Origin of the sequence: Pseudomonas sp. Irchel 3H3 (genome assembly GCF_900187635.1) — a bacterium.
Lineage (GTDB): Bacteria > Pseudomonadota > Gammaproteobacteria > Pseudomonadales > Pseudomonadaceae > Aquipseudomonas.
On the sequence record NZ_FYEC01000030.1, the window covers coordinates 1 to 25997 of the forward strand.

Annotated in this window: 22 protein-coding genes; 5 read left to right on the plus strand and 17 right to left on the minus strand. The window is 62.1% G+C overall.

Annotated features, from left to right (window positions below; genetic code table 11):
• Positions 1-250 precede the first annotated feature (250 nt).
• Genes CKW24_RS23395 through CKW24_RS23405 form a run of 3 tightly spaced genes read right to left on the minus strand, consistent with a single transcriptional unit; the run spans position 251 to position 5474 of the window.
• Complete coding sequence (locus CKW24_RS23395; protein WP_095170619.1) at positions 251-3304, minus strand: efflux RND transporter permease subunit; 3054 nt, start codon at positions 3302-3304, stop codon at positions 251-253.
• Positions 3301-4371: an efflux RND transporter periplasmic adaptor subunit gene (locus tag CKW24_RS23400; RefSeq protein ID WP_095170621.1), complete on the minus strand. Its 1071-nt coding sequence runs from the start codon at positions 4369-4371 to the stop codon at positions 3301-3303. Before CKW24_RS23400 ends, CKW24_RS23395 begins: the two co-directional genes overlap by 4 nt.
• A complete protein-coding gene (locus CKW24_RS23405) occupies positions 4368-5474 on the minus strand; it encodes an efflux RND transporter periplasmic adaptor subunit (RefSeq protein WP_095170623.1) in 1107 nt (368 codons plus the stop codon). Before CKW24_RS23405 ends, CKW24_RS23400 begins: the two co-directional genes overlap by 4 nt.
• Before the next feature lie 252 nt (positions 5475-5726).
• On the opposite strand from CKW24_RS23405, the gene CKW24_RS23410 reads away from it, so the two are divergent.
• Complete coding sequence (locus CKW24_RS23410; protein WP_095170625.1) at positions 5727-6896, plus strand: AAA family ATPase; 1170 nt, start codon at positions 5727-5729, stop codon at positions 6894-6896.
• A 70-nt stretch (positions 6897-6966) separates the two neighbouring features.
• Here CKW24_RS23410 and CKW24_RS23415 read toward each other — a convergent pair whose 3' ends face one another.
• The 10 genes from CKW24_RS23415 to CKW24_RS23460 all read right to left on the minus strand — a co-directional run bounded on the left by CKW24_RS23415 (position 6967) and on the right by CKW24_RS23460 (position 14910).
• Positions 6967-7848 (minus strand): transporter substrate-binding domain-containing protein, encoded by an 882-nt coding sequence (locus CKW24_RS23415; protein ID WP_095170627.1) that lies wholly within the window; start codon positions 7846-7848, stop codon positions 6967-6969.
• Positions 7845-8642: an amino acid ABC transporter ATP-binding protein gene (locus CKW24_RS23420; RefSeq protein WP_095170629.1), complete on the minus strand. Its 798-nt coding sequence runs from the start codon at positions 8640-8642 to the stop codon at positions 7845-7847. The genes CKW24_RS23415 and CKW24_RS23420 overlap by 4 nt, the downstream gene beginning before the upstream one ends.
• Positions 8639-9298, minus strand: coding sequence for an amino acid ABC transporter permease (locus CKW24_RS23425; RefSeq protein WP_095170631.1), 660 nt, complete (start codon positions 9296-9298; stop codon positions 8639-8641). The genes CKW24_RS23420 and CKW24_RS23425 overlap by 4 nt, the downstream gene beginning before the upstream one ends.
• Entirely contained in the window at positions 9279-9944 is a 666-nt protein-coding gene (locus CKW24_RS23430) for an amino acid ABC transporter permease (protein WP_095170633.1), read from the minus strand. The genes CKW24_RS23425 and CKW24_RS23430 overlap by 20 nt, the downstream gene beginning before the upstream one ends.
• A 249-nt stretch (positions 9945-10193) precedes the next feature.
• On the minus strand, positions 10194-10976 hold the full coding sequence (locus CKW24_RS23435; protein ID WP_095170635.1) for a MetQ/NlpA family ABC transporter substrate-binding protein: 783 nt from the start codon (positions 10974-10976) through the stop codon (positions 10194-10196).
• A 173-nt stretch (positions 10977-11149) separates the two neighbouring features.
• Positions 11150-12073 (minus strand): sigma 54-interacting transcriptional regulator, encoded by a 924-nt coding sequence (locus CKW24_RS23440; RefSeq protein ID WP_095170637.1) that lies wholly within the window; start codon positions 12071-12073, stop codon positions 11150-11152.
• A 56-nt stretch (positions 12074-12129) separates the two neighbouring features.
• Complete coding sequence (locus tag CKW24_RS23445; RefSeq protein WP_095170639.1) at positions 12130-12711, minus strand: alpha/beta hydrolase; 582 nt, start codon at positions 12709-12711, stop codon at positions 12130-12132.
• A 218-nt stretch (positions 12712-12929) separates the two neighbouring features.
• A complete protein-coding gene (locus tag CKW24_RS23450) occupies positions 12930-13331 on the minus strand; it encodes a biopolymer transporter ExbD (RefSeq protein WP_034148436.1) in 402 nt (133 codons plus the stop codon).
• A 1-nt stretch (position 13332) separates the two neighbouring features.
• Complete coding sequence (locus CKW24_RS23455; RefSeq protein ID WP_095170640.1) at positions 13333-14055, minus strand: MotA/TolQ/ExbB proton channel family protein; 723 nt, start codon at positions 14053-14055, stop codon at positions 13333-13335.
• A 45-nt stretch (positions 14056-14100) separates the two neighbouring features.
• Positions 14101-14910 carry an energy transducer TonB gene (locus CKW24_RS23460; protein ID WP_095170642.1) on the minus strand — a complete coding sequence of 270 codons (810 nt, stop codon included), beginning with the start codon at positions 14908-14910 and terminating at the stop codon, positions 14101-14103.
• A 494-nt stretch (positions 14911-15404) separates the two neighbouring features.
• Between CKW24_RS23460 and CKW24_RS23465 the strand changes: the two genes are divergently transcribed.
• Complete coding sequence (locus CKW24_RS23465; protein ID WP_095170644.1) at positions 15405-16067, plus strand: ankyrin repeat domain-containing protein; 663 nt, start codon at positions 15405-15407, stop codon at positions 16065-16067.
• Between the two features lie 141 nt (positions 16068-16208).
• On the opposite strand, the gene CKW24_RS23470 is transcribed toward CKW24_RS23465, so the two are convergent.
• Together CKW24_RS23470 and CKW24_RS23475 are read right to left on the minus strand one after the other, a co-directional pair.
• Positions 16209-17552 (minus strand): aryl-sulfate sulfotransferase, encoded by a 1344-nt coding sequence (locus tag CKW24_RS23470; RefSeq protein ID WP_095170645.1) that lies wholly within the window; start codon positions 17550-17552, stop codon positions 16209-16211.
• A 23-nt stretch (positions 17553-17575) separates the two neighbouring features.
• Positions 17576-19951 carry a TonB-dependent receptor gene (locus tag CKW24_RS23475; protein WP_095170647.1) on the minus strand — a complete coding sequence of 792 codons (2376 nt, stop codon included), beginning with the start codon at positions 19949-19951 and terminating at the stop codon, positions 17576-17578.
• Positions 19952-20105: 154 nt separating this feature from the next.
• On the opposite strand from CKW24_RS23475, the gene CKW24_RS23480 reads away from it, so the two are divergent.
• Both CKW24_RS23480 and CKW24_RS23485 read left to right on the plus strand, forming a co-directional pair.
• Positions 20106-21050, plus strand: coding sequence for a LysR family transcriptional regulator (locus tag CKW24_RS23480; RefSeq protein ID WP_095170648.1), 945 nt, complete (start codon positions 20106-20108; stop codon positions 21048-21050).
• Positions 21051-21175: 125 nt separating this feature from the next.
• Positions 21176-22792, plus strand: coding sequence for an alkaline phosphatase family protein (locus tag CKW24_RS23485; RefSeq protein WP_095170650.1), 1617 nt, complete (start codon positions 21176-21178; stop codon positions 22790-22792).
• A gap of 93 nt (positions 22793-22885) precedes the next feature.
• Here CKW24_RS23485 and CKW24_RS23490 read toward each other — a convergent pair whose 3' ends face one another.
• Complete coding sequence (locus tag CKW24_RS23490; RefSeq protein ID WP_095170704.1) at positions 22886-23806, minus strand: TauD/TfdA family dioxygenase; 921 nt, start codon at positions 23804-23806, stop codon at positions 22886-22888.
• A 183-nt stretch (positions 23807-23989) separates the two neighbouring features.
• Here CKW24_RS23490 and CKW24_RS23495 point away from each other — a divergent pair, with 183 nt between their 5' ends.
• Positions 23990-24910, plus strand: a complete 921-nt coding sequence (locus tag CKW24_RS23495; RefSeq protein WP_095170652.1) for a LysR family transcriptional regulator — start codon at positions 23990-23992, stop codon at positions 24908-24910.
• An 8-nt stretch (positions 24911-24918) separates the two neighbouring features.
• Here CKW24_RS23495 and CKW24_RS23500 read toward each other — a convergent pair whose 3' ends face one another.
• Positions 24919-25929 carry an ABC transporter substrate-binding protein gene (locus CKW24_RS23500; protein ID WP_095170654.1) on the minus strand — a complete coding sequence of 337 codons (1011 nt, stop codon included), beginning with the start codon at positions 25927-25929 and terminating at the stop codon, positions 24919-24921.
• Between the last annotated feature and the right edge of the window lie 68 nt (positions 25930-25997).

Sequence of the window (25997 nt, forward strand, 5' to 3'; positions counted from 1 at the left end):
CGTGAACGGCCAACCGGCCTGACGACAACCCTGGGCTCCCACACGGCTGAAAGGCCGTTTCACTAATCAGGATCGTTGGGCATCGATTCTCATCGAGGCGCGGGGTAGCAGCCCCACTCAGACGCCGAATAGATGAAAGCAAGCCAAACACGACATCAAAAACAGTATTGCAGAAAAGGGGGTAACCATAGATGTGGGAGCGAGTCGGGCGGCGCTCCGTCTGCTAGCGATGAGCGCATGGCGCTCGCCTTTATACCGCCTCTTTAGTCGGCTCCTTGATCTTGTACCAGGCCACATACAGCGCCGGCAGGAACAGCAGCGTGAGCAGGGTGGCGACGATGATCCCGCCGATCATGGCGTAGGCCATCGGTCCCCAGAACACTTCCCGGGCAATCGGGATCATGCCCAGGCTCGCGGCGGCCGCCGTCAGCAGGATCGGTCGGCGGCGGTGCTCGGTGGCTTGCACCACTGCATCCCAGGGGGAACAACCGTCGCGCTCGAACGAGTCGATCTGGGTCACCAGGATCACCGAGTTACGAATGATGATGCCGATCAGCGCCAGGATCCCCAGGATCGCCACAAAGCCCATGGGCGTACCCGTCGGGATCAGCGCCAACACCACCCCTATCAGGCCCAGCGGCGCGACGCTCGCCACCAGGAACAACTTCTGCACACTGTGCAACTGGATCATCAGGAACGTCGCCATCAGGAACAGCATCAGTGGCACAACCTTGGCAATCGGCCCCTGGGCCTTGCCGCTCTCCTCCACCGTACCGCCCGTGGCAACCTTGTAGCCTACCGGCAACGCTGCGGCGAACTTCTCGATGTCCGGCTTCAGCAGCTTGACCAGATCCGTTGGCTGGATCTCATCGCGCACCGCCGCCTTGATGGTGATGGTCGGCTTGCGATCGCGACGCCACACCAAAGGTTGCTCGAGTTCGTAGCGCACGGTGGCAAAGGCCAGCAGCGGGATCGAGGTTCCGCTCGGGGTGAGTATCTGCAGGTTCTGCAGAGTCTTCGGCGAGCCCCGCTCGGCATCCACGGCGCGACCGACGACGTTGATCAGGTAGATGTCATCGTCGACCTGGGTCACCGTCGAGCCACTGACAATGCTGTTCATCAGGCTCGCCACGTCCTCGGACGACAGCCCGAGTTGCCGCGCCTTGTCCTGGGCAATGTCGATGCGCAGGACCTTGCCCGGCTCGTTCCAGTCGAAAATGATCTCGCCGATATGCGGGCTCTTGTCCAGCTCGCTGGCCAGGTCAATCGCGTGTTTGCGCACCTGATCGATGTCCTTGCCGCTGACCCGGTACTGGATCGGCCTGCCCACGGGCGGGCCCATCTCCAGCGCCTGCACATAACTGCCGACACCCACGAAGTCCTCGCGCAGACGCTCACGCAGGCGCTGGCTGAGGGCCGTGCGCGCTTCGAAGTCCTTGCTGACAATCACTAACTGGGCGTAGTACGGGTTCTGCAGTTGCTGGTCCAGTGGCAGGTAGAAACGAATCGCGCCCTGGCCGATGTAAGTGCTCCAGCGCACGATGTCAGGGTCGCCCTTGAGGGTGGCTTCGAGACGGTCGACCACCTTGCGGGTTTCATCCAGCGAGGCGTTCTGTGGCAGGTTGAGGTCGACCAGGATCTCTGGGCGATCCGATGACGGGAAGAACTGGTTCTGCACAAAACGCATGGAGAACACCGCCAGCACGAAGCACAGCACCGTGATGCCGATGGCCCACCAGCGATTGCGCATGCACCACAGCAGGCCACCGTTGAAGGCCCGGCCAACACGCCCAGGCTCGGTGGAATGCGGCTTCACCTTGCTGCTGAGGATGTGCACGCCAATCACCGGGGCAAACAGCACCGCGACAATCCAGGAGACGAGCATCGCCACCGCGATCACGGCGAACAGGGTGAAGGTGTATTCCCCGGCCGAGCTGCCGTTCAGGCCGATCGGCACAAAACCGGCGACGGTCACCAAGGTCCCGGTGAGCATCGGGAACGCGGTCGAGGTATAGGCGAACGTGGCCGCCTGCTCCTTGGTCTCGCCCATTTCCAGGCGCGTGACCATCATCTCCACCGTGATCATTGCATCGTCCACCAGCAGGCCCAGGGCGATGATCAACGCGCCGAGGGAGATCCGCTGCATGGTGATGCCGCTGTACTCCATGAACACAAAGACCATCGCCAGCACCAACGGAATCGAGCAGGCCACCACCAGCCCCGCGCGCACTCCCAGGCTGATGAAGCTGACCACCAGGACGATGATCACTGCCTCGAACAGCGCACTGGTAAAGCCACCGACGGCCTCCTCTACCACTTCGGCCTGATCGGAAACCTTGTGCACGCCGATGCCCACGGGCAGGTCGGCGGTGAGTTCGTCCATGCGCTGGTGCAGTGCCTTGCCGAACTCCTGAATGTTGCCACCCTTCTGCATCGCCACGGCCAGGCCAATGGCGGGCTGGCCGTTGAAACGGAACATCGGCGCGGCCGGGTCGACGTAGCCACGGGTAATCTCGGCGATGTCGGCCAGGCGGTAGAAACGATCGTTGAGACGCAGGTTGACCGTCGCCAGGTCTTTCTCCGAGGCGAACTGCCCCGAGGTCCGCACGGATATTCGCTCCGGTCCTGCCTCGATCACCCCGGCCGGAGTCACCGCGTTCTGGGTCTGCAGGCTCTGCACCACTTGCGCCTGGTCGATGCCCAACGCCGCCAGTTTGCGGGTGGAGAAATTCAGGTAGATGACTTCGTCCTGCTGGCCGACCATCTCGATCTTGCCCAGCCCCGGCACATCACGAATCTCCGCGCGGGCCTGCTCGACGTAGTCGCGCAACTGGCGCATCGACAGGCCATCGGCGGTGAAGGCGAACACCGAGCCGAACACATCACCGAACTCATCGTTGAACGAGGGGCCCTGGATGCCCCGCGGGAAGCTGCCGTGGATATCGCCGATTTTCTTCCGTACCTGGTACCAGATTTCCGGAATGTCCTTGGCGCTGGTGGTGTCGTGCAGGTACACATAGACCGTGGACTCACCCGGACGGGTGTAGCTTTTCACGTAGTCGAGCGAGTCGAGCTCTTCGAGTTTTTTCTCGATGCGATCAGTCACCTGCTTGAGGGTTTCCTCCTGGGTCGCACCCGGCCAGCGGGTCTGGATGACCATGGTCTTGATGGTGAACGAGGGATCTTCCTCGCGGCCCAGGTTGAGGTAGGAAAACACCCCCATCAATAAGGCGACGAACATCAGGTACCAGACAAACGACTGATGCTTGAGGGCCCATTCGGATAAGTTGAAACTCCCTTTCATCGCGGGCTTTCCTCATCGATTCTGACTTTTTGCCCCGGTTTGAGGCTGTTCACACCGGCACTGACCACACGCTCGCCATTCTTCACCCCGCCTCCCAGGATCACACTGTCGGCACCACGGCTGAGCAGGCTGACGTCCCGTGGGGAAACGGTCTGGTTCTGCGGGTCGATCACCCAGATCCGCGATTTGCCGTCGACGTCCTGCACGGCGGTGAGTGGCAACTCGATGCGCGGCTTGATGGCCGAGCTGAGGGTGACACTGATGGCCGTGCCCAGGCGCAAGCCCACTGGCGTCTCGGCCAGGGTCAGGCGCGCGCGGCGGGTGCGGGTCGCGCTTTGTGCCTGGGGTTCGATTTCGCGAATGATCGCCGTGGTATGGGTCGACGGATCCAGTTGCGCCGCCACCACAAACACCACATCGGCAGGCAACTGCTCGGCAAGGTCTGCAGGCAGGTCGATCACCGCTTCCTTGATATCCGGCCGGGCCAGCGTCACCACCTGCTGGCCGGCGGTCACGACCTGTCCAGCCTCGGCGTTCCAGGCCGTGACGACTGCGGCATGGTCGGTGCGCAACTCGGTGTAGGCCAACTGGTCCTGGGACTGCCTGACGGCGGCCCGAGCCTGGTCGAGTGACGCCTGGGTGGTTTTCAAGTCGGTCTGGGCCAAGTCCAGTTGGGCTTGCGCCCCCACGCCACGGTTGAACAGCTCCTGCTGGCGCCGTGCATTGGCCTGGGCGTTGATCAATTGCGCCTCGATCTTCGCCAGGTCGCCCTGGCTGGCGCGCAACTGGTTCTGTTGATCGGTGGGGTCGAGGGTCGCGAGCAAGGCGCCCTTCGCCACTTCGCTGCCGACATCGACGTTGCGGCTGGCAATGCGCCCTGGTACCCGGAACCCGGTATTGCTTTCATACCGCGCCTGGATACTCCCGGCAAAACGCCCGAGGTTTTCCTGGTCATAGGCGCGCACTTCGATCGACAGCACCGGGCGCACCGGCTCAGGCGGCGGCTCTTTATCGGAACAGGCGGCCAGCAGCAGGCCGGCCCCCAGCAACATCACCAGGCGCTTCATGGCTGGACTCCTGGCAATTGCGGTGCGCTTGCAGAGGGGGTAACGATTTCCACCCGCACATCGGGGTGCAACAACTGGCCGCCGGCGGTGACGACTTTCTCGCCGTCGCTCAGGCCGTCGCTGATGATCACCTTGCCGGAAAGGTAGCGACCGACCGTGACGGTCTTGAGCTGGGCCTTGCCCTGGCTGTCGACCAACCATACGGCCGGATCGCTGAGGTTCTTGGTCAATGCCGACCACGGCAGTTCGACCGCCGACTTGCCCGGCACATTGGCCGTGGCACTGACCACCGAGCCCAGGCGCATGCCTTCGGGCAACTCACTGAGGGTGACCTTGACCTGCACCGTACCGGTTTGCGCCGACACCGCCGGGGTGATTTCGCGCACCGTACCGGTGGTCTTGATCTTCGGATTGTCGAGCAGGCTGACCTCCACCGTTTTGTCTTCCGGCGGTTCAGTCAGCAGCGATTCGTAGATGTTGAACACCGCATCCCGCTCGCCGTCGCGGGCCAGGCTGAAAATCGGCACCGTGGCCTGCACCACCTGGCCGACTTCGGCCTGGCGTGCGGTGATGATCCCCGGTGCGTCGGCAATCAGCGCGGTGTAGCTCAGTTGCTCACGGGCGTTGGCCAACTGCGCCTGCGCCGCGGCCAATGCGCTCTGGCTGCTGCGCAGCGCGGCCTGGGCCGAATCATATTCACTTTGGCTGGTGTAGGCCTTGGGCAGGAGTTTTTGCTGGCGCACAAATGCCGCAGCGGTCTGCTTGACCCGCGCCTGTTCGGCGACCACCTGGGCCTGGGCCGAGTCGACATTGGTCTGCAGGTCCTTGGGGTCGAGCCGGGCGAGCACCTGCTTGGCCGTCACCCGGTCACCGACATCCACCGTGCGCTGGATGATCTTGCCCCCAACCCGAAATGACAGATCGGTCTGGACCCGTGCCTGCACGTCCCCGGTCAGGGTCACGGAAGCGGCGTAATCTGCCAGCTTGACCTCTTGCACGAACACCCTGGGGCGTTCCTTCTCGACCGCTGGCTTGTCGCCGCAGGCGGTCAGTAGCCCAAACACACTCAGGCCAACAATAATTTTCAATCCAGGACCAGCCATGCAGGCTCCTTTGCGTGTTGCGGGCGAATGTGCGGCGTACGACTCAAGAGCTTAGATCAGGGTGGCAACGACGCATCCAGTGGCGCAAATCAATTTGCGCCGCTTCCATGGACAGCTTGAAATCGGCGGGATTCAATCCGCTGCGCCACAGCGTGGGGCGCTAAATGGCTAATATCCTGACACACTGTGTGGATGGTTTCGTGTCGGATCTGTCACAACCCGGACAAGTCCTCGCTACAAAGGAGTTTGCGGATGCTCAAGACCCTCGCCGTGGCCAATTACCGCTCGATCAACAAACTGGTGATCCCGCTGGCACGGCTGAATCTGATTACCGGTCCCAATGGCAGCGGCAAATCCAACCTTTACCGCGCCCTGCGCCTGCTGGCCGAGACCGCCCAGGGTGGCGTGGTCAACGCTCTGGCGCGCGAAGGCGGGCTGGATTCAACCTTCTGGGCCGGCCCGGAGAACATCAGCCGGCGCATGCGCAACGGGGAAGTGCCGATCCAGGCGTCGCAACGCCAAGGACCTATGCGCCTGCGCCTGGGTTTCAGCGGTACCGACTTCAGTTATGCGATCGCCCTGGGGCTGCCCATGCCGCTGCCAGATGAGGTGTCGTATTTTTCCCTGGACCCGGAAATCAAGCGCGAGTGCATTTGGGCTGGTGCCCTGTATCGCCCTGCCAGCCTGCTGGTCAATCGCGCCGGCCCGATGATCCGCGCCCGCGAAGGGTCCACCTGGGAGGTGCTGGCCCAGCACACGCCGACCTTCGACAGCTTGTTCGACCAGGTCGGCAACCTGCGCTCCTCTCCCGAGGTGTTGCTGCTGCGCGAACAGATTCGCGGCTGGCGTTTTTATGATCACTTTCGCACGGACGCCGAAGCACCCGCGCGCCAGGTGCAGTTGGGAACACGCACTCCGGTGCTGCATCACGATGGCCGAGACCTGGCGGCAGCCCTGCAGACCATCCGCGAAATCGGCGATCCGCAGGCCCTGCAAACCGCCATCGGCGACGCCTTCCCGGGTGCGCGCCTGAACATCGCCCCGGTGCAGGGCGGGCGGTTTGCCATCGAGTTCTATCAGGAAGGTTTGTTGCGCCCGCTGTCCGCCGCCGAATTGTCGGACGGCACCTTGCGCTACCTGCTGCTGATCGCGGCGCTGCTGACGCCACGACCACCGACGCTGATGGTGCTCAACGAGCCGGAAACCAGCTTGCACCCGGACCTGCTGCCGGCACTTGCGCGGTTGATCATCCGCGCCTCACATGCGAGCCAGCTGTGGGTGGTGTCCCACGCCAGCCGCTTAATTGCTGCGCTGCAACAAGACCCTGAGTGCAACGCCATTGTGCTTGAGAAAAATTTCGGCCAGAGCGAAATGGTCGGCCAGGGCATGCTCGATGAACCGGCGTGGAACTGGCCGGATTGAGCCACTCGAAAAACCGCTTCGCTGACCCACCAGCGAAGCGCTCCCAAGGATCACTGCAGCGCTGAAGAATTCAGCCCTGCCACTTGCCGCCTTCGACAATCACGCTTTCAGGCTTGGTGTCGTCGCTGAGCTCTTTGCGCACATATTGGTCATAGAGCTTGAGCAGGTACTTTTCTTCACCCAGCTTCGCCAGCTCGGCATTGACCCAGTCACGCAGCTCGATGTTGCCCTTCTTCACAGCCGGGGCAATCGGTGCTTCGGCCCCCAGGGTTTCGTCGAGTACGCGGTAGCCCGGGTTCTGCTTGGCCCAGCTGAACAGCACCAGATTGTCCTGGGCATAAGCGTCGCCACGACCGTTGGCCAGGGCTTGCAGTGACTCGGAGTTTTTCTCGAACTTGAGCAGTTTCCAGTCCGGGTGGTTCTTGGTCAGCCAGATATCGGCGGTGGTGCCGGTGGTGACGATGGTCGTGCGGCTGGCCAGGTCTTGCAGGCTCTTCACGTCACTGGCCTGGGGCATCAGCGCCTGCACCGCCACCTTGAGGTTCGGGTTGGTGAACTCAACCGCTTCCTTGCGCTCGGGGGTCACGGTCATGTTGGCCAGGATCAGGTCGACCTTGTCGCTTTGCAGAAACGGGATCCGGCTGGCCGGCTCCACGGCGACAAACTCGACCTTGTTCTCGTCGCCCAGCAGGTCCTTGGCGAATTGCCGGCCGATGTCGGTATCAAACCCGACGTAGCGCCCCGCCTCATCGACAAAACCGAACGGTGGCTTGTCGGTGAAGACGCCGACAATCAGCTTGTCCCGTGCCTTGATTTTTTCCAGGTAGCTGGCCGGCGCGGTGCTTTCACTGGCGACTTTGGGCTTGGGCGGCTCTTCAGTCTTGTTGCAGCCGGCCAGCAGCGCAAGGCCGAACAAGGGGAGTAGCAGCAGGGAAGACTTGGCAGTTTTCATGAGGGTAACGGTTCCTTTTTTTGCGAATGAGCCGCAGCTGCCTGTTTCGGCAGAGCTTCGACGTAGGAGAACTTCTCCAGGAACTGCTGCGCGCGTGCGGTTTGCGGGTTCGTAAAGAAAATCTCGGGTGGGTTCTGTTCCAGGATGCGTCCGGCATCCATGAACACGATGCGGTCGGCCACCGCGCGGGCGAAGGCCATTTCGTGAGTCACGATCAGCAGCGTCATGCCCTCGCGCGCCAGGCCCTGGATCACTTCCAGCACCTCCTTGACCATCTCCGGGTCAAGGGCTGCGGTCACTTCATCGAACAGCATCACCTGAGGGTTCATGCACAGTGAGCGAATAATCGCGATGCGTTGCTGCTGGCCACCGGAGAGCTGACGGGCGAAGGCGTCGCGCTTGTCTGCCAGGCCTACCCGTTCGAGCAGGGCCAAGGCTTGTTCACGGGCTTCACGGGGGTCGCGCTTCTGCACCTTGAGCGGGCCGAGCAGCAGGTTGTCCAGCACGCTCATGTGCGGGAACAGGTGGTAGCTCTGGAACACCATGCCGATCTGCTGACGCACCTGGCGCCAGTCGGTGTTGCTGTCCAATAACTGGCGCCCGGCAAACAGCAACTCTCCGCTATGAGCGACTTCCAGGCCATTGAGGCAACGCAGCAAGGTACTTTTGCCGCAGCCGCTGGGACCAAGGATGACAATCACTTCACCGGCCTCGACACTCAGGTCGATGCCCTTGAGCACCTGCTGCTCAGCGAAGAATTTGTTGAAACCCTTGAACTCGATCAATGCGCTCATGCTTGCGTCCAACGCCGCTCCAGCACACGCGAGGCGGCCGAGAGCGGGTAGCAGATAAAAAAGAAAAACAGGAACAACGCGCCGTAGATCAGCACCGACTCGTAGGTGCGTTCGATGATCTGCTGCCCGACCTTGATCACATCCACCACGCCGATCAGCACCGCCAGCGAACTGGTCTTGATGATTCGCGTGTAGACGTTGATGGTCGGTGGCGTCATGCGCTTGAGCGCCTGGGGCAACAGCACATAACCGAACAGTTGCGGGCCGGACAGGCCAATCGACAAGCCCGCCTCACGCTGCCCACGTGGCAAGGAATGCAACGCCCCGCGCACCACTTCGCCGACTTCGCTGGCGCCCCACAACGACAGCACCAACACCGCGCACCAGAAGCTGGGCAGGCTCAGGCCAAAAAAGATCGGCAGGCCAAAAAACAGCAGGTACAGCCAGACCAGCACCGGGATCGCCCGGAACAGCTCCAGGTACACCCGCAAGACCACCTTCAGCCATTGCACATGGAGGTTGCACAGCACGCCGTAGAGCACTCCGCCCAAGGTGCTGATGGCGATGCTCAGGAAAGAGATCGACAGGGTTTGCGCAGCGCCCCTGGCCAGTTGCGGCAGAGACACCCAGAGCAACTCAAGACCCGAACTGGCCATGCTGGAGCCTCCTTTCCAGGCGGCTGAGCAGCAGCGACAGCGGCAAGAACAACAGCACGCAGATCAGCGTGAGCACGGCGAGCATTTCGTAGGTTTTGTAATACAGCGCGATGTAGCTCTTGGTGGTGTAGAGAATTTCCGGCACCGCCACCGCGGAGACCACCGTGGTCTCCTTGAGCAGGAAGATGAAGTTGGCAAACAGCGACGGCAGGCTGAGCAGCCCCGCTTGCGGCAGGATCACGTAGCGCAGCAATTGCCCGTTGGACAGGCCGATCGAGCGACCCGATTCCAGTTGCGCCGCCGGCACCGCCTCGACCCCGGCCCGCAGGACTTCCGTCAGGTACGCGCCACCGAGGAAGGTCATGGTGATGATCGCTGCCGCAAAGCCGGAGACCTTCACCCCCAGCGCGGGCAGGGCGAAGTAGACGAAGAACAGTTGGATCAGCAGCGGGGTATTGCGCGCCAGCTCGACGTACACCGCCACCAGGCGCTGCAAGTAGGGGGTACGCAGCACCAGCACGGTGGCGTTGAGCACGGCCACCAGCAACGAGGTGCCGATAGCGATCAAGCCCACCTGCAGGGTCACGCCTACGGCGCGCAGGAATGCCGGCAGGGTGCCAAGGATAAACGCGTAGTCAAAAGTCATGGGGAATCCTGGACGTCGCTGGGTAAACGACGGTGGTGCAGTCCATAAGGCTGTGGATAACAGCTCGGCAGGCACTGACTTTAAAGGCATAAAAAGAAAGATTTAAATACCGTTAAAGCATATTGATATCACGCAAAAACCTATGCCCCGGATTGGCGTAGGTGGCCAGGATCAATCCCCCGGGCATAAAAAAACGCCGACGCTGCAGCAGCCGTCGGCGTTCAAACCTTGAAGGGGTTTATCGCGTGATCAGAACGCCGGCAGGACCGCGCCGCTGTACTTCTTGGCAATGAATTCCTTCACCTCTGGGCTGGTCAAGGCCTTGGCCAGTTTCTGGATCGCGACGCTATCCTTGTTGTCTGGACGAGCCACCAGGAAGTTCACGTAAGGCGAATCCGCGCCTTCGATCACCAGTGCGTCTTTAGCTGGGTTGAGGCCAGCTTCCAGCGCGTAGTTGGTGTTGATCATGTCCAGGTCGACCTGATCCAGCACACGCGGGAGCATGGCCGATTCCAGTTCCTTGAACTTGAAGTTGTGCGGGTTCTTGGCAATGTCTTTTGGCGTAGCCAGGGCGTTTTTCGGATCTTTCAATTCGATCAGGCCGGCTTTCTGCAGCAGGATCAAAGCGCGACCGCTGTTGCTGCCCTCGTTCGGGATGGCGATGGTTGCGCCATCCTTGAGCTCAGCCAGGGTTTTGACTTTCTTCGAGTAACCGCCGAAAGGTTCGACGTGCACACCGATCACAGTCACCAGGTTCGTGCCTTTGCCTTCATTGAAGCTTTGCAGGTACGGCAGGGTCTGGAAGTAGTTGGCGTCCAGACGCTTCTGATCGACCTGTACGTTCGGTTGCACGTAATCGGTGAAGACTTTGATTTCCAGGTCCACGCCTTCTTTGGCGAGAGTTGGCTTGATCAACTCGAGAATCTCTGCGTGCGGTACCGGAGTGGCCGCGACCACCAGTTTCTCGCCGGCCTGGGCCAGGCCAGCCGTCAGGGCAGCCGCGAGTGCGGTAAACAACAGAACCTTTTTCATGCAGTGTCCTTATTTGTCGTTGTCGACAACGGCTTAAAAGTGAGGTGCCAGTGAAGTGCTATCGCTGGCGTGAGGCGGACAATACCCGGATTTTTTATGCCGTAAAAATACTTTTTATCGAAGTCTATATTCGATAAACGAATAACAAACTCGCAACCGTCATGCACCGCGAATTACACGTGCGCCAACAGCTGCTTCAGCCTGTCCAGGGGTTCACGGTTACCACTGCGGACCCATTGCTCCACCCAGCGCTCAATCAACTGCAACGGCTGCTCGGTGGCTGGCAGGTTCAAATGCTCCGGCGCAATCTCGTCACCGCTGCTGACCAGCAACGCAAAATGAATGACGTTCTCCAGCTCACGGGTGTTGCCCGGCCAACTGTGTTGCTCCAGCACCTGCTGCGCCGCGTCGCTGATAAAGGGCACCGGCAAGCCCAGGCGCTGGCTGTAGATGCCGAGGAAGTATTCGGCCAGCGATTGAATGTCACCCACCCGCTCGCGCAGCGCCGGCAATTGCAACTGGCCTTCGCTGAGGTAGTGGTAGAGCCGCTCGTGGAATTTGCCGGCCGCCACGGCCTGCGCCAGGTCGATGCTGGTGGCGGCCACCAGGCGCACATCGACCGGGCTCGGCTGCTGGGCGCCGACCCGGGTGACTTCGTGATTCTCCAGGGCCGCCAGCAACTTGATCTGGATCGGCAGCGGCAAGTCGCCGATCTCATCCAGGTACAGGGTCCCGCCGTTGGCCGAACCAAACCAGCCGGCACGGCTGCTGGCCGAGCCACTGAAACTGCCGCCGGCATAACCGAACAGCTCGGCATCGGCATAGGTCGGGCTGATGGCGCCGCAATTGACCGAGACGAACAAGCCACCGCGATCACTGGCCCGGTGAATGTGGCGTGCCAGCAATTCTTTACCACTGCCGGTTTCGCCGTGAATCAACACCGAAATCGCCCGCGGTGCCAGTTGCTCCAGCTCCTGGCGCAAGGTGCGCGAACGTGGGTCGACGAACACCAGCGCCTTGGCACGAATGCTCAGCGGACTTTTTTCTGCGTCGGGAAAGGTCAGCAATGGCTGACCGAAGGTTTCATGCAAACTCATGGCAGGCTCCCGCCCAAAACCGCCGGCGGACGGGGGCGTTTAATTGAAATGGACGATCAGGCGCGGCGCAGGGCGTGGTGTTCCATGCGGTTCTGCAGGCGATACAGGTAAGCGAACCCCTGTTCCCAACGATGGTGGCCGGACTTCACGTTGATGTGTCCAGCACCTGCCAGGACGCCTGCCTCGGCGCCCCAGTTGCGCGCCAGCTCGAGGGCGCGCGGGGCGCTCACGGCAGCGTCGTTGTCAGAGCTGACGACCTGGCTGGGAAACGGCAGCAGGTGCGTGGGAATCGGTGCGAAATTGCGCAACGCCGGCACGCACGCCGGGCGCTCGACATCGGCAGGCGCCACCAGCAGGGCCCCGCGCACCTGGCGCAGCGCCTGCAAGGGTGCAGTGGCCGCCCAATGGGCAACGGTGATGCAACCCAGGCTGTGGGCGATGAGGATCACCGGCGTACTGTCGGCAGCAATGGCCTCGGCCAGCGCGGCCACCCAGTCTTCACGACGAGGGGTGAGCCAATCGGCCTGCTCGACCCGTGCGCTGTTCGGCAGACTGTTCTGCCAGTGGGTCTGCCAATGATCGTCTGGCGATCCCTGCCAGCCCGGCACAATCAGGTAGCGAATTGATTCGTTGCGCATGGGGAGCTCTCCTGTGCGTGTCTGTTCCTGATCGAGTATAGGGATGAGATTTATATTCGTTAAGGAATAAGAAGCTATTTATTAAGACTCCAATGGAATATGAAAGTTTGAGAGGGTGAGGTGCGCTGGCCAGCCAGCACTTACGAGCGGGGGGATTGCGATAAATAAAAAAAGGGCCGCACCCTGCCAAGGAGACGGCCCTGGAAAACTGTGATGGATTAGCGCGCAGTAATCACCGAAAGCTTGGTAATACCCGCCCGTTCGATGGACGCCATGGCGCGCGCCACTTCGCCGTAGTTCACACCGTCATCGGCCTGCAACTGCACCCGCACCTCCGGGTCCTTGGCCTTGGCCGCCTGCAGGTTGAACTCCAGCAAGTCCGGTTGGATTTCATCCTTGTTGATGAACAGCTTGCCGGCGCCGTCGATGCTTACCACCAGTGGATCTTTCTGTTCCACCGGGGCGACCGCTTCGGTCTTGGGCAGGTTGATCGGAATCGCATTGGTCAGCAGCGGTGCAGTGACGATGAACACCACCAGCAACACCAGCATCACATCCACCAGCGGCGTGACGTTGATCTCGCTCAGTACCTCATCGCTGTCTTGGGTAGAGAAGGCCATATCAGGACGCCTCCTTCACTTTATGCACAGCGTTCTGGGCGGTGTTCTTTTGCGCCGTCGGGTGCAGCAGCACGCGGAACGAGCTCTTCTGCGCCAGGCTGTAGAAGTCGTGGGCAAAGTCATCCAGATCGGCGGCGGTGAGCTTCAGGCGACGCAGGAAATAGTTGTAGACCAGCACCGCTGGCACGGCGACCGCGATCCCCACACCCGTCGCCACCAACGCGGCACCAATCGGTCCGGCCACGGTTTCCAAGCTTGCCGAGCCGGCGGCGCTGATGCCCTTCAAGGCCTCCATGATGCCCCACACAGTGCCGAACAGACCGATGAACGGCGAGGTGCTGCCGATACTCGCGACCACGGCCAGGCCGGTTTCCAGCGAGCGCCGTTCACGTACGATTTGCTGGCGCAAGGCACGCTCCAGGCGGTCCTGGTGATTGATCGCCTGGCTCAGGTCCGCCGCCGGCGCTTCACCGACCTGGATCGCCGCGTAACCGGCCTGGGCCACACGGGCAGCAGCACCGGGATGGGTCTCGCTCAGTTCAGCCGCCGAATCGAGACTGGAGGCGGCCCAGAACTGTTTATGGAATTTGCGATCCTGGGCTTTCAGGCGCGCGAACTGCACACCCTTGAGCAACGCCAGGCCCCAGGTGGCGACGGAAAAGACCACCAGCAGCCAGATCACCGCGCTTTCGATGGATTCGAGTGGAGATGCCAGTAACGTCATGATGTGTTCCCTCTGTGTAAACACTTAGCGCGAATAAGTTGCGGTTCAATGAATCTTGAAATCGATGGGCACGCTGACCCAGCCGTCCTGGGCGACATCACCCTGCTTGGCCGGCACAAAGCTCCAACGTTTCACGGCACTTAATGCCGCATCGTCGAGCTGCTGGCGGCCACTGCTTTTCTGGATCTGGATCTCCCCCGGTTTACCGCTGGCCAGTACGTGCACCCGCAACAACACCGTGCCCTCCCAACCCCGACGCTGGGCCAGCGACGGATATTCCGGTGCCGGGTTCTTCAGGTACGCGGCGTTGGCCGAGGCCGGAGTCACCGGTGCCGGAGCCGGGGGTGCAGGCGGTGCTGGCGCCGCCACCGGGGCTGCCGGTTGCGGCGGCGCAGGCGGCTGCTGCACGGCTTTTGGCGCGGGCTTGGGCACCTGCTTGACCACCGGTTTGGGGATCGGCTTGGGTTTTGGCGGTGGCTTGACCGCCAGTTCATCCACCACCGGTGGCGGTGGCTCCACTACCGGCGGCGGTGCCGGTTGTGGCGGTGGCGGTTCGACCACTGGTGGCGCCGGACGCGAGAACTCGATGGTCATCGGCGGAATTTCCGGCGGCACGATCGGCAACGCCGGCGTGGGTTGTTGATTGACCCAATAAATCACTGCGCCATGCACCAGCACTGCCAGCACCGCCAGCACAATCGCCTCACGACGGCGCAAGCTGCTCTTGGGCGTCTTTTGCAGCCGCAACTGGCCCAGAGGCGTGCGATAAGCCCGGCCGAGATCGACCAACTCACCACTTGGCGCCTGGCGCCACAACACCTCATGTGCACTGGCGGCGGTCTGGACATTGCCCATTGAATGACTCCCTACGGTCTTTTGCGAATAACCCGACAGCAGCGCCTGATTCCCCCCGCGCTAATGCCTGGAGGTGAATGATTGGCGGCAGAGGCTTATCCCTTAAAGTAATTTTTAAGGCTTCACATAGAACCGTATGGAATATAAAAAACCGCGTCCAGGCGCAAAGCCGCACGGCTCAAGGGCTACAGAGGAGGCGCAAAAACCCCATGCCTTGCAGGCATTGAAAATATTCGCCAAAGGCATGTAAAACTGACGAGATACGACCAATTTTGTGTGCGAACAGGGCAGCGCTCAGTCGGCTCCCGATGAACCAGAGGAAAAAACAGACCGACTTCCAGGTTGCCGTGCTTTGGCTCTTGATCTTGATTCACCCGCCCCATCGGCAGCCTGAGCGAGGGGCCGTACGTCAGGGGCAAAGCGCTTGGGTGGGCCTGTCCCGTGACAACCGACGCCAAGAAGCGATACTTAAGTCGCTCTCTTGGAGGTTGCCCATGACCCTGCGCTCGATGCTCAAACACGGCCTGCTGGCCGCCGGATTACTGTTGGGGGGAATGCTGATGGCCAGCGATGACGCGCTGCTCAACGCCGTACGCGCCGGACAATTGCAACAGGTGCACGCCCTGCTCAAGCAAGGTGCCGAGGTCAATGTCCGGGGGGCCGATGGCAGCAGTGCGCTGCTGTTGGCCACCGCCGACAACCGGGTCGAGATCGCCCGTGCGCTGATCGAGGCCGGGGCCGACGTCAATCAACAGAACCTGATCCAGGACAGCCCTTATCTGCTGGCCGGCGCCAGCGGGCACAACCAAATCCTCGCCCTGACCCTGAGCCACGGCGCTGACCTGAAAAGCACCAACCGCTACGGCGGCACAGCGCTGATCCCCGCCTGCGAGCGTGGGCATGTCGACACCGTACGAATGTTGATCGCCGCCGGGGTCGACCTCAACCACGTCAACCGCCTGGGCTGGACCTGCCTGCTGGAAGCAATCGTGCTCGCCGAAGGCGGACCGGCGCACCAGCAGATCGTCGCACAACTGATCAGCGCCGGCGCCGACCTGAACCTGCCCGACCACGACGGCGTCAGCCCGCTGCAACATGCCGAACAACGCGGCCAGAGTACCATCGCCAGAATGCTGCGCGATGCCGGCGCGTCGTGAACAGCCAGGACTTGAGCCATGCATGACACCCCACCCGCCGGCCCGCTAACCTAATCACGCCTCAAGCACTTCGCCGGCTGGGCCTTGCTGGTGGCGCTGGGCTTGAACCTGCGGCCGATCCTCAGCTCCATCAGCCCCTGCTCAGCGACTGGCGCTGGCCTGCTGGACCGCCGGGGCCGGGACAATCACCGCCGTTTCCGAACGCGGCGTGCCCACCGGCACCCAGTCGTAACTCACCGGCAATGCGCGGTACACCCAGTTGCTCAGCGCGTCGCTGCCTGGCGCCTTGCCCAGGTAAGGGCTGACGTACTCCCAGACGTTCTCACCGCCTTGGGTTACCTGGAAAAAGCGCCCGTGCATGCCCTCGTCGATCAAGGTATTGCCGTTGGGCAAGCGCCGCGCGCTGCTGATGAACGAACTGTAGAACGCCCACCCCGGCTGCCTGGAATTGGCGGCGCTGTACTGCCAGACGATCTGTTGGCTGAGCGGATCGATTTCCAGCACCCGTGAGCCCGAGATCAGCCCCAGGGGCACCGAGGGATACCCCGCCGTACCCTGGTTGTCGAACACCAGCAGGTTGCCCGCCCCCGGCAATCCGGGGCCAATGATATGGGCGTCATGCTGGCCGACGAATTGATCCACGGCTCGCGGCACCTGCCCGGCGGTTTTCGGGTTGATCGGCGGCAGGTTCGGCCCCAGGTGCCAGACCACCTTGCCGCTGTTTTTGTCGATGATCGCGATGAAGTTGGCGTTGCGTGAGTCGATCAGCAGATTGTCCGGTGCAAAACGTTTGTCACCGGCGTCGAACCACTTGTTCGGCCCCACGACACTGAGGTTGTTGATGTGCAGGTAGTCCGGGTCCTTGCTGGCATGCACCAACTTCAATTGCGCGGGTGTGAAGCCAAACTCGGTGAGGTGCTCGGACGCCAGCCACTGCCATTTCACTTCACCTTGAGGGCTGACTTCATAGATCGCATCGTCGATCACCTCCGGCACCTTGAAACCCGGCACTGCATGCACCTTGTTCGCCAGCACCAGGGTGTTGCCATTTTTCAGCCGTCGTTGATCGTGGTGCTGTTGCGCCGCGCCACCGGGGGCCTGGTCGCCCCACTGCCAGACCACCTTGCCGTTCCAGTCCAGCTCGCCGACGCTCTGGTTGCCCAGGCCGTTACCTGCCGATCCGAGCTTGCCTGGGTCTTTGTCACTGAGTTGCAGCAACACTCGTCCGCGCTCGCCGCCCACCAGTTGCGGGTCGATGATCGCCGAAGGAAAACCGGCCTGTGGCCAGGTTTTCACGGCGTTGCCATTCATATCGATCAGGTGGGTCTGTTTGTCCGCGCCGCTGAAAATCACGTACTGGTTGTACGCCTTGGCCGGGTCGTAACGGGTGACGCCGGTGGGGTAGACACTCGGTGCGGCGAGTGCCGCCGAGGCCATCACGACGCTGGACAGCAGCACCGCCAGCGCGGTCTTGGTATGCAACATGGTGCAACTCCTGTTCAAGGGGGTTAGAAGTCGTAGCGGCCGGTGACACCCAGGGTTCGCGGCGTGCCGAGCAAGCCTTCGTAGGCGCCGTTGCCGCCGGTCCAGAGGGTGGTGTAGTAGGTCTTGTCGAAGGCGTTTTTCAGCCACAGCGAGACATCCCACTGCCCCTCATGGAAGTCGCCGCGAAAGCCGGTGGAGAGGTTGACCACGGCATAGCTGGGGATCTGCCCGTAGTCGGAATCCTCGACCGTACCGACCGCCTTGGAACGGAAGGCATAGCTGGCGGTGACGTACTCCTCGAGGCCGTTGTCCAGGTTCCACTTGTATTCACCGTTGGCGTTGCCGATCCACTTCGAAGCCCCGACCACCTGGTGGCCGCTGAGGTCACACGCCGCCGGCGCGCCCGGTGCCAGGCTGACTTCCGGCGGGCATGGGGCATCCTTGTAGGAGAGGTAACTGACGTCGTTGTACGAGCCGTTGAGGTTCAGAGTCAGGCCGCGCAACGGCACCAGGGTGCTCTCCACTTCCACGCCGCGCGAGCGCACGGAACCGGCGTTGGTCAGGTACTGCACACGATTGACGTCGTCATAGGCGTTGGTCTGGTAGCCGTTGACCTGGGTCCAGAACAGGTTGGCGTTAAGCTGCAGGCGGCGGTCCCAGAGCGTGCTCTTGAAGCCCAGTTCGGCGTTGTTGGCGCGCTCGGTACCCACCAGCAAGGAGTCGGCGCCGGCCACTGGTGCCGAACCTACCGTCAAGTTGACCCCACCGGATTTCTCGCCGTGGGACAGCGTGGCGTAACCCAGCAAGTCATCGGTAAAGCGATAGCTGAGGTTGAGCAAGCCTGACGGGCTGGTGCTGTACTGGTTCAGGTCCCCCGAGTCGTAGGCCCCGGTTCGACCGTTGCGCACGTTGGCCGCAGCGCCGGTCACGCCAGCGCCGCCAACGGGCGCATCACGACTGACCCAGGCGCTCTTCTCCTCGTAGGTACCGCGCAGGCCAGCGGTAAAGTCCAGGCGCTCGGTAAGGTGCCAGGTACCTTGGGCGAACAGCGCGAAGCTGTTGGTTTCGATATGGCCATCGCCAAGGCTCGTCACGTTGGCCAGGGCCCCGCGTGGCGTACCGTTCCAGATATCCGCCTGGGGCCCGTAGTAGGCGAAGGAGCGGTTATCCAGGTTCGAACCGAAGTAGTAGGCCCCGAGCACGTAGTCAAAGAAGCCGCCGGTGGGCGACGCCAGGCGAAATTCCTGGGAGTACTGCTTGTCTTCCACCGACACGCCGGCGTTGTAGGTGGCCGAGACATTCAAGCCATCGTCGTTGCGCGGGGTGAAATTCCACCAGCGATAGGAACTGATCGAGGTCAGGGTGAAGTCGTTCGGCAAGGTCCAGTTGGCCTCCAGGGAGGTACCGCCCTGGAACACCGTGACGTGCTGGTCGTTGTTCAGATTGACCTTGCGATGGCTGCCGTCGACCAACGTCGCCCCCGCCGCCGCAGCGCGCGCCTGGTAGACATTGACCCCATTGATGGTCGGCCCGGTGCTGTAGAGCACGCGGGTGCCGGCACTCGAGTCTTCTTCGTTGTAGTCGCCGATCCAGCGCAGGTTGAAGCTCTCGTTGGGCTTGTACAGCAGCTGCCCACGAAAACCCTCGCGTGAACCGCCGTTCAAGTCATGGCCGTCGTACTCGTTCTTGATGTCGCCGTCGCTGCGGGTCCGATAGGCCGAAAAACGCCCCGCCAGCTCGTCGTTGAGCGGCCCGGATATCGTGCCCTTGGTCTGGAAATAGCCGTCTTCGCCGACCGAGGTTTCGATGCTGCGCTCCGGGGTGAAGCTCGGTGCCCGGGTACTGATATTGATCACCCCGGCCGTGGTGTTCTTGCCGAACAAGGTGCCCTGGGGCCCGCGCAGAACCTCCAGTTGCTCGATGTCCATCAGGTCGAACACCGCCATCCCCGGGCGTCCCAGATAGACGTTATCGATGTACAGGCCGACGCTGCCTTCCAGGCCGTCGCTGGCCGGGTTGTTGCCCAGGCCACGGATCGACACGCTGGACTGGCGGGCATGCATGTAGGCCACGTTGACGCTGGGCACCAGTTGCTGCAGGTCCTGGATGCGATACACCCGCTGGCTCTCCAGGGCCTGGCCACCGATCACACTCATCGGGGTCGGCACGGCCTGCGCACTTTCTTCACGGCGTCGCGCGGTGACGGTCACGGTCTCCAACTGCCCGCCGCTGGCCTTGGTCTTGCCCGTGGCGGTAGCTGCCGGCGTGCCGGGTTCAGCGCCGGTGGTGTCGGCGGCATAGGCTTGGGTCCAGCTCGCACTGCCAGCCAGTAACAGGGCCAGCGGCAGGCGTTTGAGCCGTCGGGGCGCTAGGGGTGAGGCGAGTTTCGATGCACGCATGGGACGGCTCCTGGTCAAGAAATACACACCCTGTATATTCTTTTAAGTTATTTATTTATGTTTTTACAAAGATTTACTGCATAAGAGATTGCCTTTATAAGGAGTCGACCTAATGCATATCCAATGCATTTCCCCGATATTTTTTATGTGAAAAATGCATATCGATCTGCGCCAACTCAGGCACTTCATCGCCCTCGCCGATCAGCGCAGCTTCGTCGCGGGTGCCCAGGCGGTGAACCTGTCGCAGTCGGCGTTCAGCCGCAGCATCCAGGCGCTGGAGCACAGCGTCGGCTGCCAATTAGTGGACCGCGGGCGCAAGGACCTGGCGCCGACCAAACAGGGCCAGGTGCTGCTCGAACATGCGCGGCGACTGGTCAGCGGTGCGCAGCAAATGGCCAACGAGATCAGTCAGTTCAATGGCCTGGAAGCCGGAGAGCTGCGCTTCGGTTGCGGCCCCGCCCCGGCGGCCGGCCTGATTCCCCGGGCCATCGGCAGCTTCATCGGGCGCTATCCCAAGGCGCGGGTACAGTTCCAGGTGGACGACTGGCAAAGCCTGTGCAAACGCCTGCTCAGCGACGAGTTCGAATTTTTCGTCGCCGACACCCGCCAGTTCGAAGCCAACCCGGACTACCTGACCCAACGCCTGCGCCCGCGCAAATGGCATTTCTGCTGCCGTGCCGGGCATCCGTTGGCGGGTCTTGCCTCGGTCAGCGCGGCGCAGTTGATGAGCTACCCGATGGCGGTGACCATTCGCCCGCCGAACCTGCGCAAGGTCATCGTCGACCTCAGCGGCCGCCCGGACTTCACGCCCAACGTGGAATGCGAAAACAGCTACAGCCTGCTGGGCGTGGTGCTGCGCTCGGATGCCATCGGGATTGTCGGCGCCTACAGCGATGCGCTGCATCACGCCAAAGGCGACCTGGTGTGCCTGAAAGTCGAAGGCCTGGCCGACGACCTGGAGGAGCTGTACACCCGCTATGGGATCGTCAGCCGCGCGGGGTATCGGCTATCGCCGCTGGCCGAGGCGATGATCGAACAGATCAAGGCGATTGATGAGCGGGATGAGGACGTGTGTTCGCTGGAGTACGTCGCGGTCTAAGCGAATGTCATCGCGGGCAAGCCTTGCTGTTGCAGTCACTGCATCAAAACCATTCCCCGAATGCACTTGCCCCAACCCGCTGCCCAAGGCGAAATCCCTCACCTGTCTTTCGATCGGTGACGCCCATGTCCAATGCCCAACCCCCCGTGCGCAATGTGCTGTACATCATGTGCGACCAACTGCGCCGCGATTACCTGTCCTGCTACGGCCACCCCCATCTGCACACACCGAACATCGATCGCCTGGCCGCGGCCGGCGTGCGTTTCAGTCGCGCCTATACCCAGGGCACGATTTGTGGGCCGTCGCGGATGTCGGCCTACACCGGGCGCTATGTCAGCAGCCATCAAGTGGCGTGGAACGCCGTGCCCCTGCCCCTTGAAGAGCTGACCATCGGCGACTACCTGCGGCCCCACGGCATTCGCACCGCGCTGGTCGGCAAGACCCACGCCACGCCCAACCTGGACGCTCAGCAACGGCTGGCCATCGACCCGGCCAGTGCCGAGGCCGAGGTGTTGAACGAGGTCGGCTTCGAACCCTACTTTCGCCACGACGGGATTTTCCCCGACGACCCGCTGTTCGACGACAAACGCGAATCGGCGCCCTACACCCACTACCTGCGTGAACTCGGCTTCGGCGGCAACAACCCGTGGCACGAATGGGCCAATGCCGGTGCGGATGAGCAGGGTGAACTGCGCAGCGGTTGGAAGATGCGCAACGCTCACCTGCCCGCGCGGATTCCCGAGCAGCACTCGGAAACCGTGCACACCACCGACCGCGCCATCGACTTTATCCGCGAACAACAGGACCAACCCTGGTGCCTGCACCTGTCGTATATCAAGCCGCACTGGCCGTACATCGCACCCGCGCCGTACCACGCGCTGTACCGCGCAGACCAGGTGCTGCCCGCCGTGCGCGCGGCCGCGGGTGAGGAGAGCGACCACCCGGTGTATGCCGCCTTTCGCCAACACGAAGAGAGCCTGAACTTCTCCCGGGACGAGGTGCGCTTGAATGTGATCCCGACCTACATGGGCCTGATCAAGCAGGTGGACGATCAGCTCGGGCGGCTGTTCGACTTCCTCCAGAGCAACGGCCGCTGGGATGACACCTTGATCGTGTTCACCAGCGATCACGGTGACTTTCTCGGCGACCATTACCTGGGAGAAAAGGAGTTCCTGCTGGAGCCGGCGGTGGGTGTGCCATTGATCGTGCGCGACCCGCGAGCCGCTGCGCACGTCAGCCGTGGTTCGGTGGATGAGCGCCTGGTGGAAACCATCGATGCCTTGCCGACGTTCCTTCAGGCCTTGGGCTTGCCGACAGCTGAGCATCGCCTCGAAGGCCGCTCGCTGATCCCGCTGCTACATGGCGCACCAACTGACTGGCGCCGCTACGCCATCAGCGAATACGACTATGCGTTCCAGGCCCCGGCCCGCGAACGCCTGGCGCAACCGATCGACCGTTGCCGCATGACCATGGTGCGCAGCGAGCGCTGGAAATACCTGGCGTACGATGGTTTCCGGCCGCAGCTTTTTGATCTGCACAATGATCCGCAGGAGCTGCGCGATCTCGGTGCCGACCCGGTGTATGCGTCCGTGCGCGAAGAGCATGCGGGGTATCTGTTCGAATGGCTGCGAGGGCTGAAGCGCCGGACCACCATCAGCCATCCGGAAATTGATCTGCGCGGCCAGCGGTTTCGCTACGGTGAGCCACAGACTGAGAAAATGGTGCAGATTGGCGTGTGGTGAAAAAACATCGCGAACAGCCCGCAAGCGAGCGCCCGCTACCACAGGCCTTGCACCAATTCCTGTGGGAGCGAGCCTGCTCGCGATGAAGCCCTGTCAAACAACGCTAATCTCAGCACCCCGGATGGTCTGGCTACGCTGCCCCGCTACCCCCACCGGCACCTCGCCCCTGAGCGTCACGCGGCGCACGATACGCTCCTGGGTACCGTAGTCATCCACTGCGTAATGCTGAGTCGAGCGGTTGTCCCAGATCGCCACATCACCTGCCTGCCAGCGCCAGCGCACGGTGTTTTCCAGGCGCGTGACGTGGCTTTGCAGCAGGTTGAACAGGTGCGCCGAGTCGGCCTGGGAATAACCCTTGATGCGTTTGACAAAGTGCCCCAGCAACAAGCTCTTCTCGCCACTGATCGGGTGGACGCGCACCACCGGGTGCTCGGTCTCGAACACGGTTGAGGTAAAGATCTTGCGATAGCGCTCCAGCTTTTCCGCCGAGACATCCGGCTTGGCGCCCGCGTAGTCATATTCGTTGCTGTGCACCGCCCACAACTGATCGGCCAGCGCCCGCAGTTCCGGCGCCAGCTCGTCATAGGCGCTGGCAGTATTGGCCCAGACCGTGTCGCCACCGGAAGTAGGGGCGAGCACTGAACGCAGGATCGAAGCCTTCGGGTAGGCGTCGACGAAGGTCACGTCGGTGTGCCAGGAGTTGGCCCGCTGACCCTGGGCGCCGTCCAACTCGAGCAGGTAGCGGGTGCCGTCGCGCACCGGCACGGTGGGGTGCGCCACCGGCTCGCCGAGCAGATGGGCAAAGGCTTCCTGACGCTGATCGTCGAGGTGGGTCTGTTCGCGAAAGAAGATCACTTTGTACTGCAGCAGCGCCTGCTGGATCGCCTCGACAGTGGCGGCATCCAGCTCACCGGAGAGCTGCACACCTCGAATCTCGGCACCGATACGGCCAGCCACCGGATGGATTTCAAGCGCGTGGACTGCAGGTTTTACAGCGAAAGCGGCATTGCTCATGGGGACACCCTCGATCGGATTGCTGACGGTTTGCCGACGGCGAAACAACGCTCTATCTATATTCAATTTAGGTCTAATAGATATACACATGCTTCGTTGACGGAATAAGAGCTTGCATTTAAAACCTCAGGCAACCCTCGTCGCAAATGCCTTCGAGCTATTTTTAGGATGCCGGAAAAGCATATGGATCTTCGCCAGTTGCGTTACTTCATCGCCCTCAACGAGCACCGCAGTTTTGTCCGCGCCGCCGACGCCATGGGCATCACCCAGCCGGCCTTCAGCCGCAGTATCCAGGGCCTGGAGCAGGAGTTCGGTTGCGTGCTGGTGGACCGCGGCAACAAGGACCTGCGCCCCACCCCCGAGGGCCAGGTGGTGTTGCAACACGCCTTGACCCTGGTCCAGGGCGCGGCGTTGCTCAGCGCGCAAGTGACACAGATGACCAAGCTCGATGCCGGTGAAGTGCACTTTGGCTGTGGCCCGGCGCCGGCGGTGAAACTGGTGCCGGATGCCGTGGCGCAATTCGTCAACGCGCACCCGAAGGTGCGCACCTGTTTTCAAGTGGATAACTGGGAAAAACTCAGCCGTGCGCTGAGCCGTGAAGAGATCGAGTTTTTCATCGCCGACATCCGCCATTTCGAGGCCGACCCGAACTTCCAGACCCGCGCCCTGACCCCCAAGCGCGGGGTGTTTTTCTGCCGTCCGGGGCATCCGTTGCTGGCCAAGGAAAGCCTGTCGACCAACGACATGTTCGACTACCCGCTGGCAACCACACTGATCCCGCCGGGCATTCGCAAACTGTTGGCCAACCTCAGCGGCCGCACCGATTTTTCCCCGACCATCGAGACCGAGCATTTTCCGGCGCTGGTGAAGATCGTGCTGCAGTCCAACGCAATTGGCGTCGGCACCGAAGAAGCTTTTGTCGAAGACATCGCCCAGGGCTCGCTGGCGCTGTTGCACTGGCGCAACCTGCCGCAGAACATCGAGAGCATGAACGCCCGCTGCGGCATCGTCAGCCGCACCGGCTTTCGCTTGTCACCGGCGGCGCGGGCACTGATCGAAACCCTGGTGGCGGTAGATAAACAGGACATGGCCGTGGCTGTTTAATCGCGGCCTTACAATTTGGCCGCAGCCAACGGTGGCGCCACCCACTCACTGACCTTGAACGGCTTGCGAATCAGCTTCTGCTGCGCGGCCAGGTCGACGGCGTCCTGCAATTTGCCGAGGAACACCGGGTCCAGGGTCGAGGGGAAGACCTCACTGAGTTTCTGGTCCTTGAGGTCCTGCTGCAGAATCAGCGGCGGGTAGCTGGCCAGACCCGAGACCAGTTCGATGTAGGCGTCCTTGTTGCTGTCCTGGGTCAGCCATTGCACGGCGTGTTCCTGGGCCTTGAGTAGCTTGGCCACGGCTTCGGGATGCTCGTCGACAAACTTGCCGCTGCCCACCAGTACCGCCTGGATACTGCCCGCCCCACCCAGGTCCTTGGTGTTGAGCGGCAGTTCGGCCAGGCCCCGGGCCTGCAGCGCGGTCAGCCCGGAGCCGCCCCACGAGGCGTCGATCTGCTTGGCCGCGAGCGCCGCCACGGCCGCGTTGAAGTCCAGGTTGATGACCTTGAAGTCCTTCTCGCTCAGGCCCTGGCTGGCCAGTGCGGCATCGAATGACAGCTGGCTGGCGGTACCACGGAAGATCGCCACGCGCTTGCCCTTGAGGTCTTGCAGGGTCTTGACCCCCGAGCCCGGGACCACGCCCAGGTAGTGCTTGATCCCCCGCGCCGTGGCGCTGAGCAAGCGGGTATCGAGGCCGTTGGACTTGCCGATAATCGCTGCCAGGTCACCCAGGTACGCCAGGTCGACTTGCCCGTTGGCGAAGGCTTCATTGATCACCGGGCCCGCGCCCTTGAAGTAGTTCCACTGGATCTCGACCCCCTGTTCGGCGAAGGCTTTCTCGAAAATCTGCTGGGTGCGCAACACATCGGTCAGCCCGCCTCCACTGTGCTGGGTACCGGCACTGAGGTCGGGCACGGCGATACGGATTTGCGTGAGTTCGGCGGCGCTGACATTCAACGCCAGGCCAGCGAGCACGCCCGCGGCAAACAGATTGATGACGCGTTTGAAGGGAGTGTTCATAGGGTGCGGCTCCTGATTACGACGGGCGTTTAGGAGCCGAAAGTAGACACAGTCGGACTAAAGACTTA

Bases quoted from the DNA above. Each gene is read 5' to 3' on its own strand.
- CKW24_RS23435 (WP_095170635.1), bottom strand. From the start codon at position 10,976: ATGAAAAAGGTTCTGTTGTTTACCGCACTCGCGGCTGCCCTGACGGCT.
- CKW24_RS23455 (WP_095170640.1), bottom strand. From the start codon at position 14,055: ATGACGTTACTGGCATCTCCACTCGAATCCATCGAAAGCGCGGTGATC.
- CKW24_RS23485 (WP_095170650.1), top strand. From the start codon at position 21,176: ATGTCCAATGCCCAACCCCCCGTGCGCAATGTGCTGTACATCATGTGC.
- CKW24_RS23430 (WP_095170633.1), bottom strand. From the start codon at position 9,944: ATGACTTTTGACTACGCGTTTATCCTTGGCACCCTGCCGGCATTCCTG.
- CKW24_RS23405 (WP_095170623.1), bottom strand. From the start codon at position 5,474: ATGGCTGGTCCTGGATTGAAAATTATTGTTGGCCTGAGTGTGTTTGGG.
- CKW24_RS23475 (WP_095170647.1), bottom strand. From the start codon at position 19,951: ATGCGTGCATCGAAACTCGCCTCACCCCTAGCGCCCCGACGGCTCAAA.
- CKW24_RS23465 (WP_095170644.1), top strand. From the start codon at position 15,405: ATGACCCTGCGCTCGATGCTCAAACACGGCCTGCTGGCCGCCGGATTA.
- CKW24_RS23480 (WP_095170648.1), top strand. From the start codon at position 20,106: ATGCATATCGATCTGCGCCAACTCAGGCACTTCATCGCCCTCGCCGAT.
- CKW24_RS23460 (WP_095170642.1), bottom strand. From the start codon at position 14,910: ATGGGCAATGTCCAGACCGCCGCCAGTGCACATGAGGTGTTGTGGCGC.
- CKW24_RS23490 (WP_095170704.1), bottom strand. From the start codon at position 23,806: ATGAGCAATGCCGCTTTCGCTGTAAAACCTGCAGTCCACGCGCTTGAA.
- CKW24_RS23500 (WP_095170654.1), bottom strand. From the start codon at position 25,929: ATGAACACTCCCTTCAAACGCGTCATCAATCTGTTTGCCGCGGGCGTG.
- CKW24_RS23415 (WP_095170627.1), bottom strand. From the start codon at position 7,848: ATGAAAACTGCCAAGTCTTCCCTGCTGCTACTCCCCTTGTTCGGCCTT.
- CKW24_RS23425 (WP_095170631.1), bottom strand. From the start codon at position 9,298: ATGGCCAGTTCGGGTCTTGAGTTGCTCTGGGTGTCTCTGCCGCAACTG.
- CKW24_RS23445 (WP_095170639.1), bottom strand. From the start codon at position 12,711: ATGCGCAACGAATCAATTCGCTACCTGATTGTGCCGGGCTGGCAGGGA.
- CKW24_RS23420 (WP_095170629.1), bottom strand. From the start codon at position 8,642: ATGAGCGCATTGATCGAGTTCAAGGGTTTCAACAAATTCTTCGCTGAG.
- CKW24_RS23470 (WP_095170645.1), bottom strand. From the start codon at position 17,552: ATGTTGCATACCAAGACCGCGCTGGCGGTGCTGCTGTCCAGCGTCGTG.
- CKW24_RS23400 (WP_095170621.1), bottom strand. From the start codon at position 4,371: ATGAAGCGCCTGGTGATGTTGCTGGGGGCCGGCCTGCTGCTGGCCGCC.
- CKW24_RS23450 (WP_034148436.1), bottom strand. From the start codon at position 13,331: ATGGCCTTCTCTACCCAAGACAGCGATGAGGTACTGAGCGAGATCAAC.
- CKW24_RS23410 (WP_095170625.1), top strand. From the start codon at position 5,727: ATGCTCAAGACCCTCGCCGTGGCCAATTACCGCTCGATCAACAAACTG.
- CKW24_RS23440 (WP_095170637.1), bottom strand. From the start codon at position 12,073: ATGAGTTTGCATGAAACCTTCGGTCAGCCATTGCTGACCTTTCCCGAC.
- CKW24_RS23395 (WP_095170619.1), bottom strand. From the start codon at position 3,304: ATGAAAGGGAGTTTCAACTTATCCGAATGGGCCCTCAAGCATCAGTCG.
- CKW24_RS23495 (WP_095170652.1), top strand. From the start codon at position 23,990: ATGGATCTTCGCCAGTTGCGTTACTTCATCGCCCTCAACGAGCACCGC.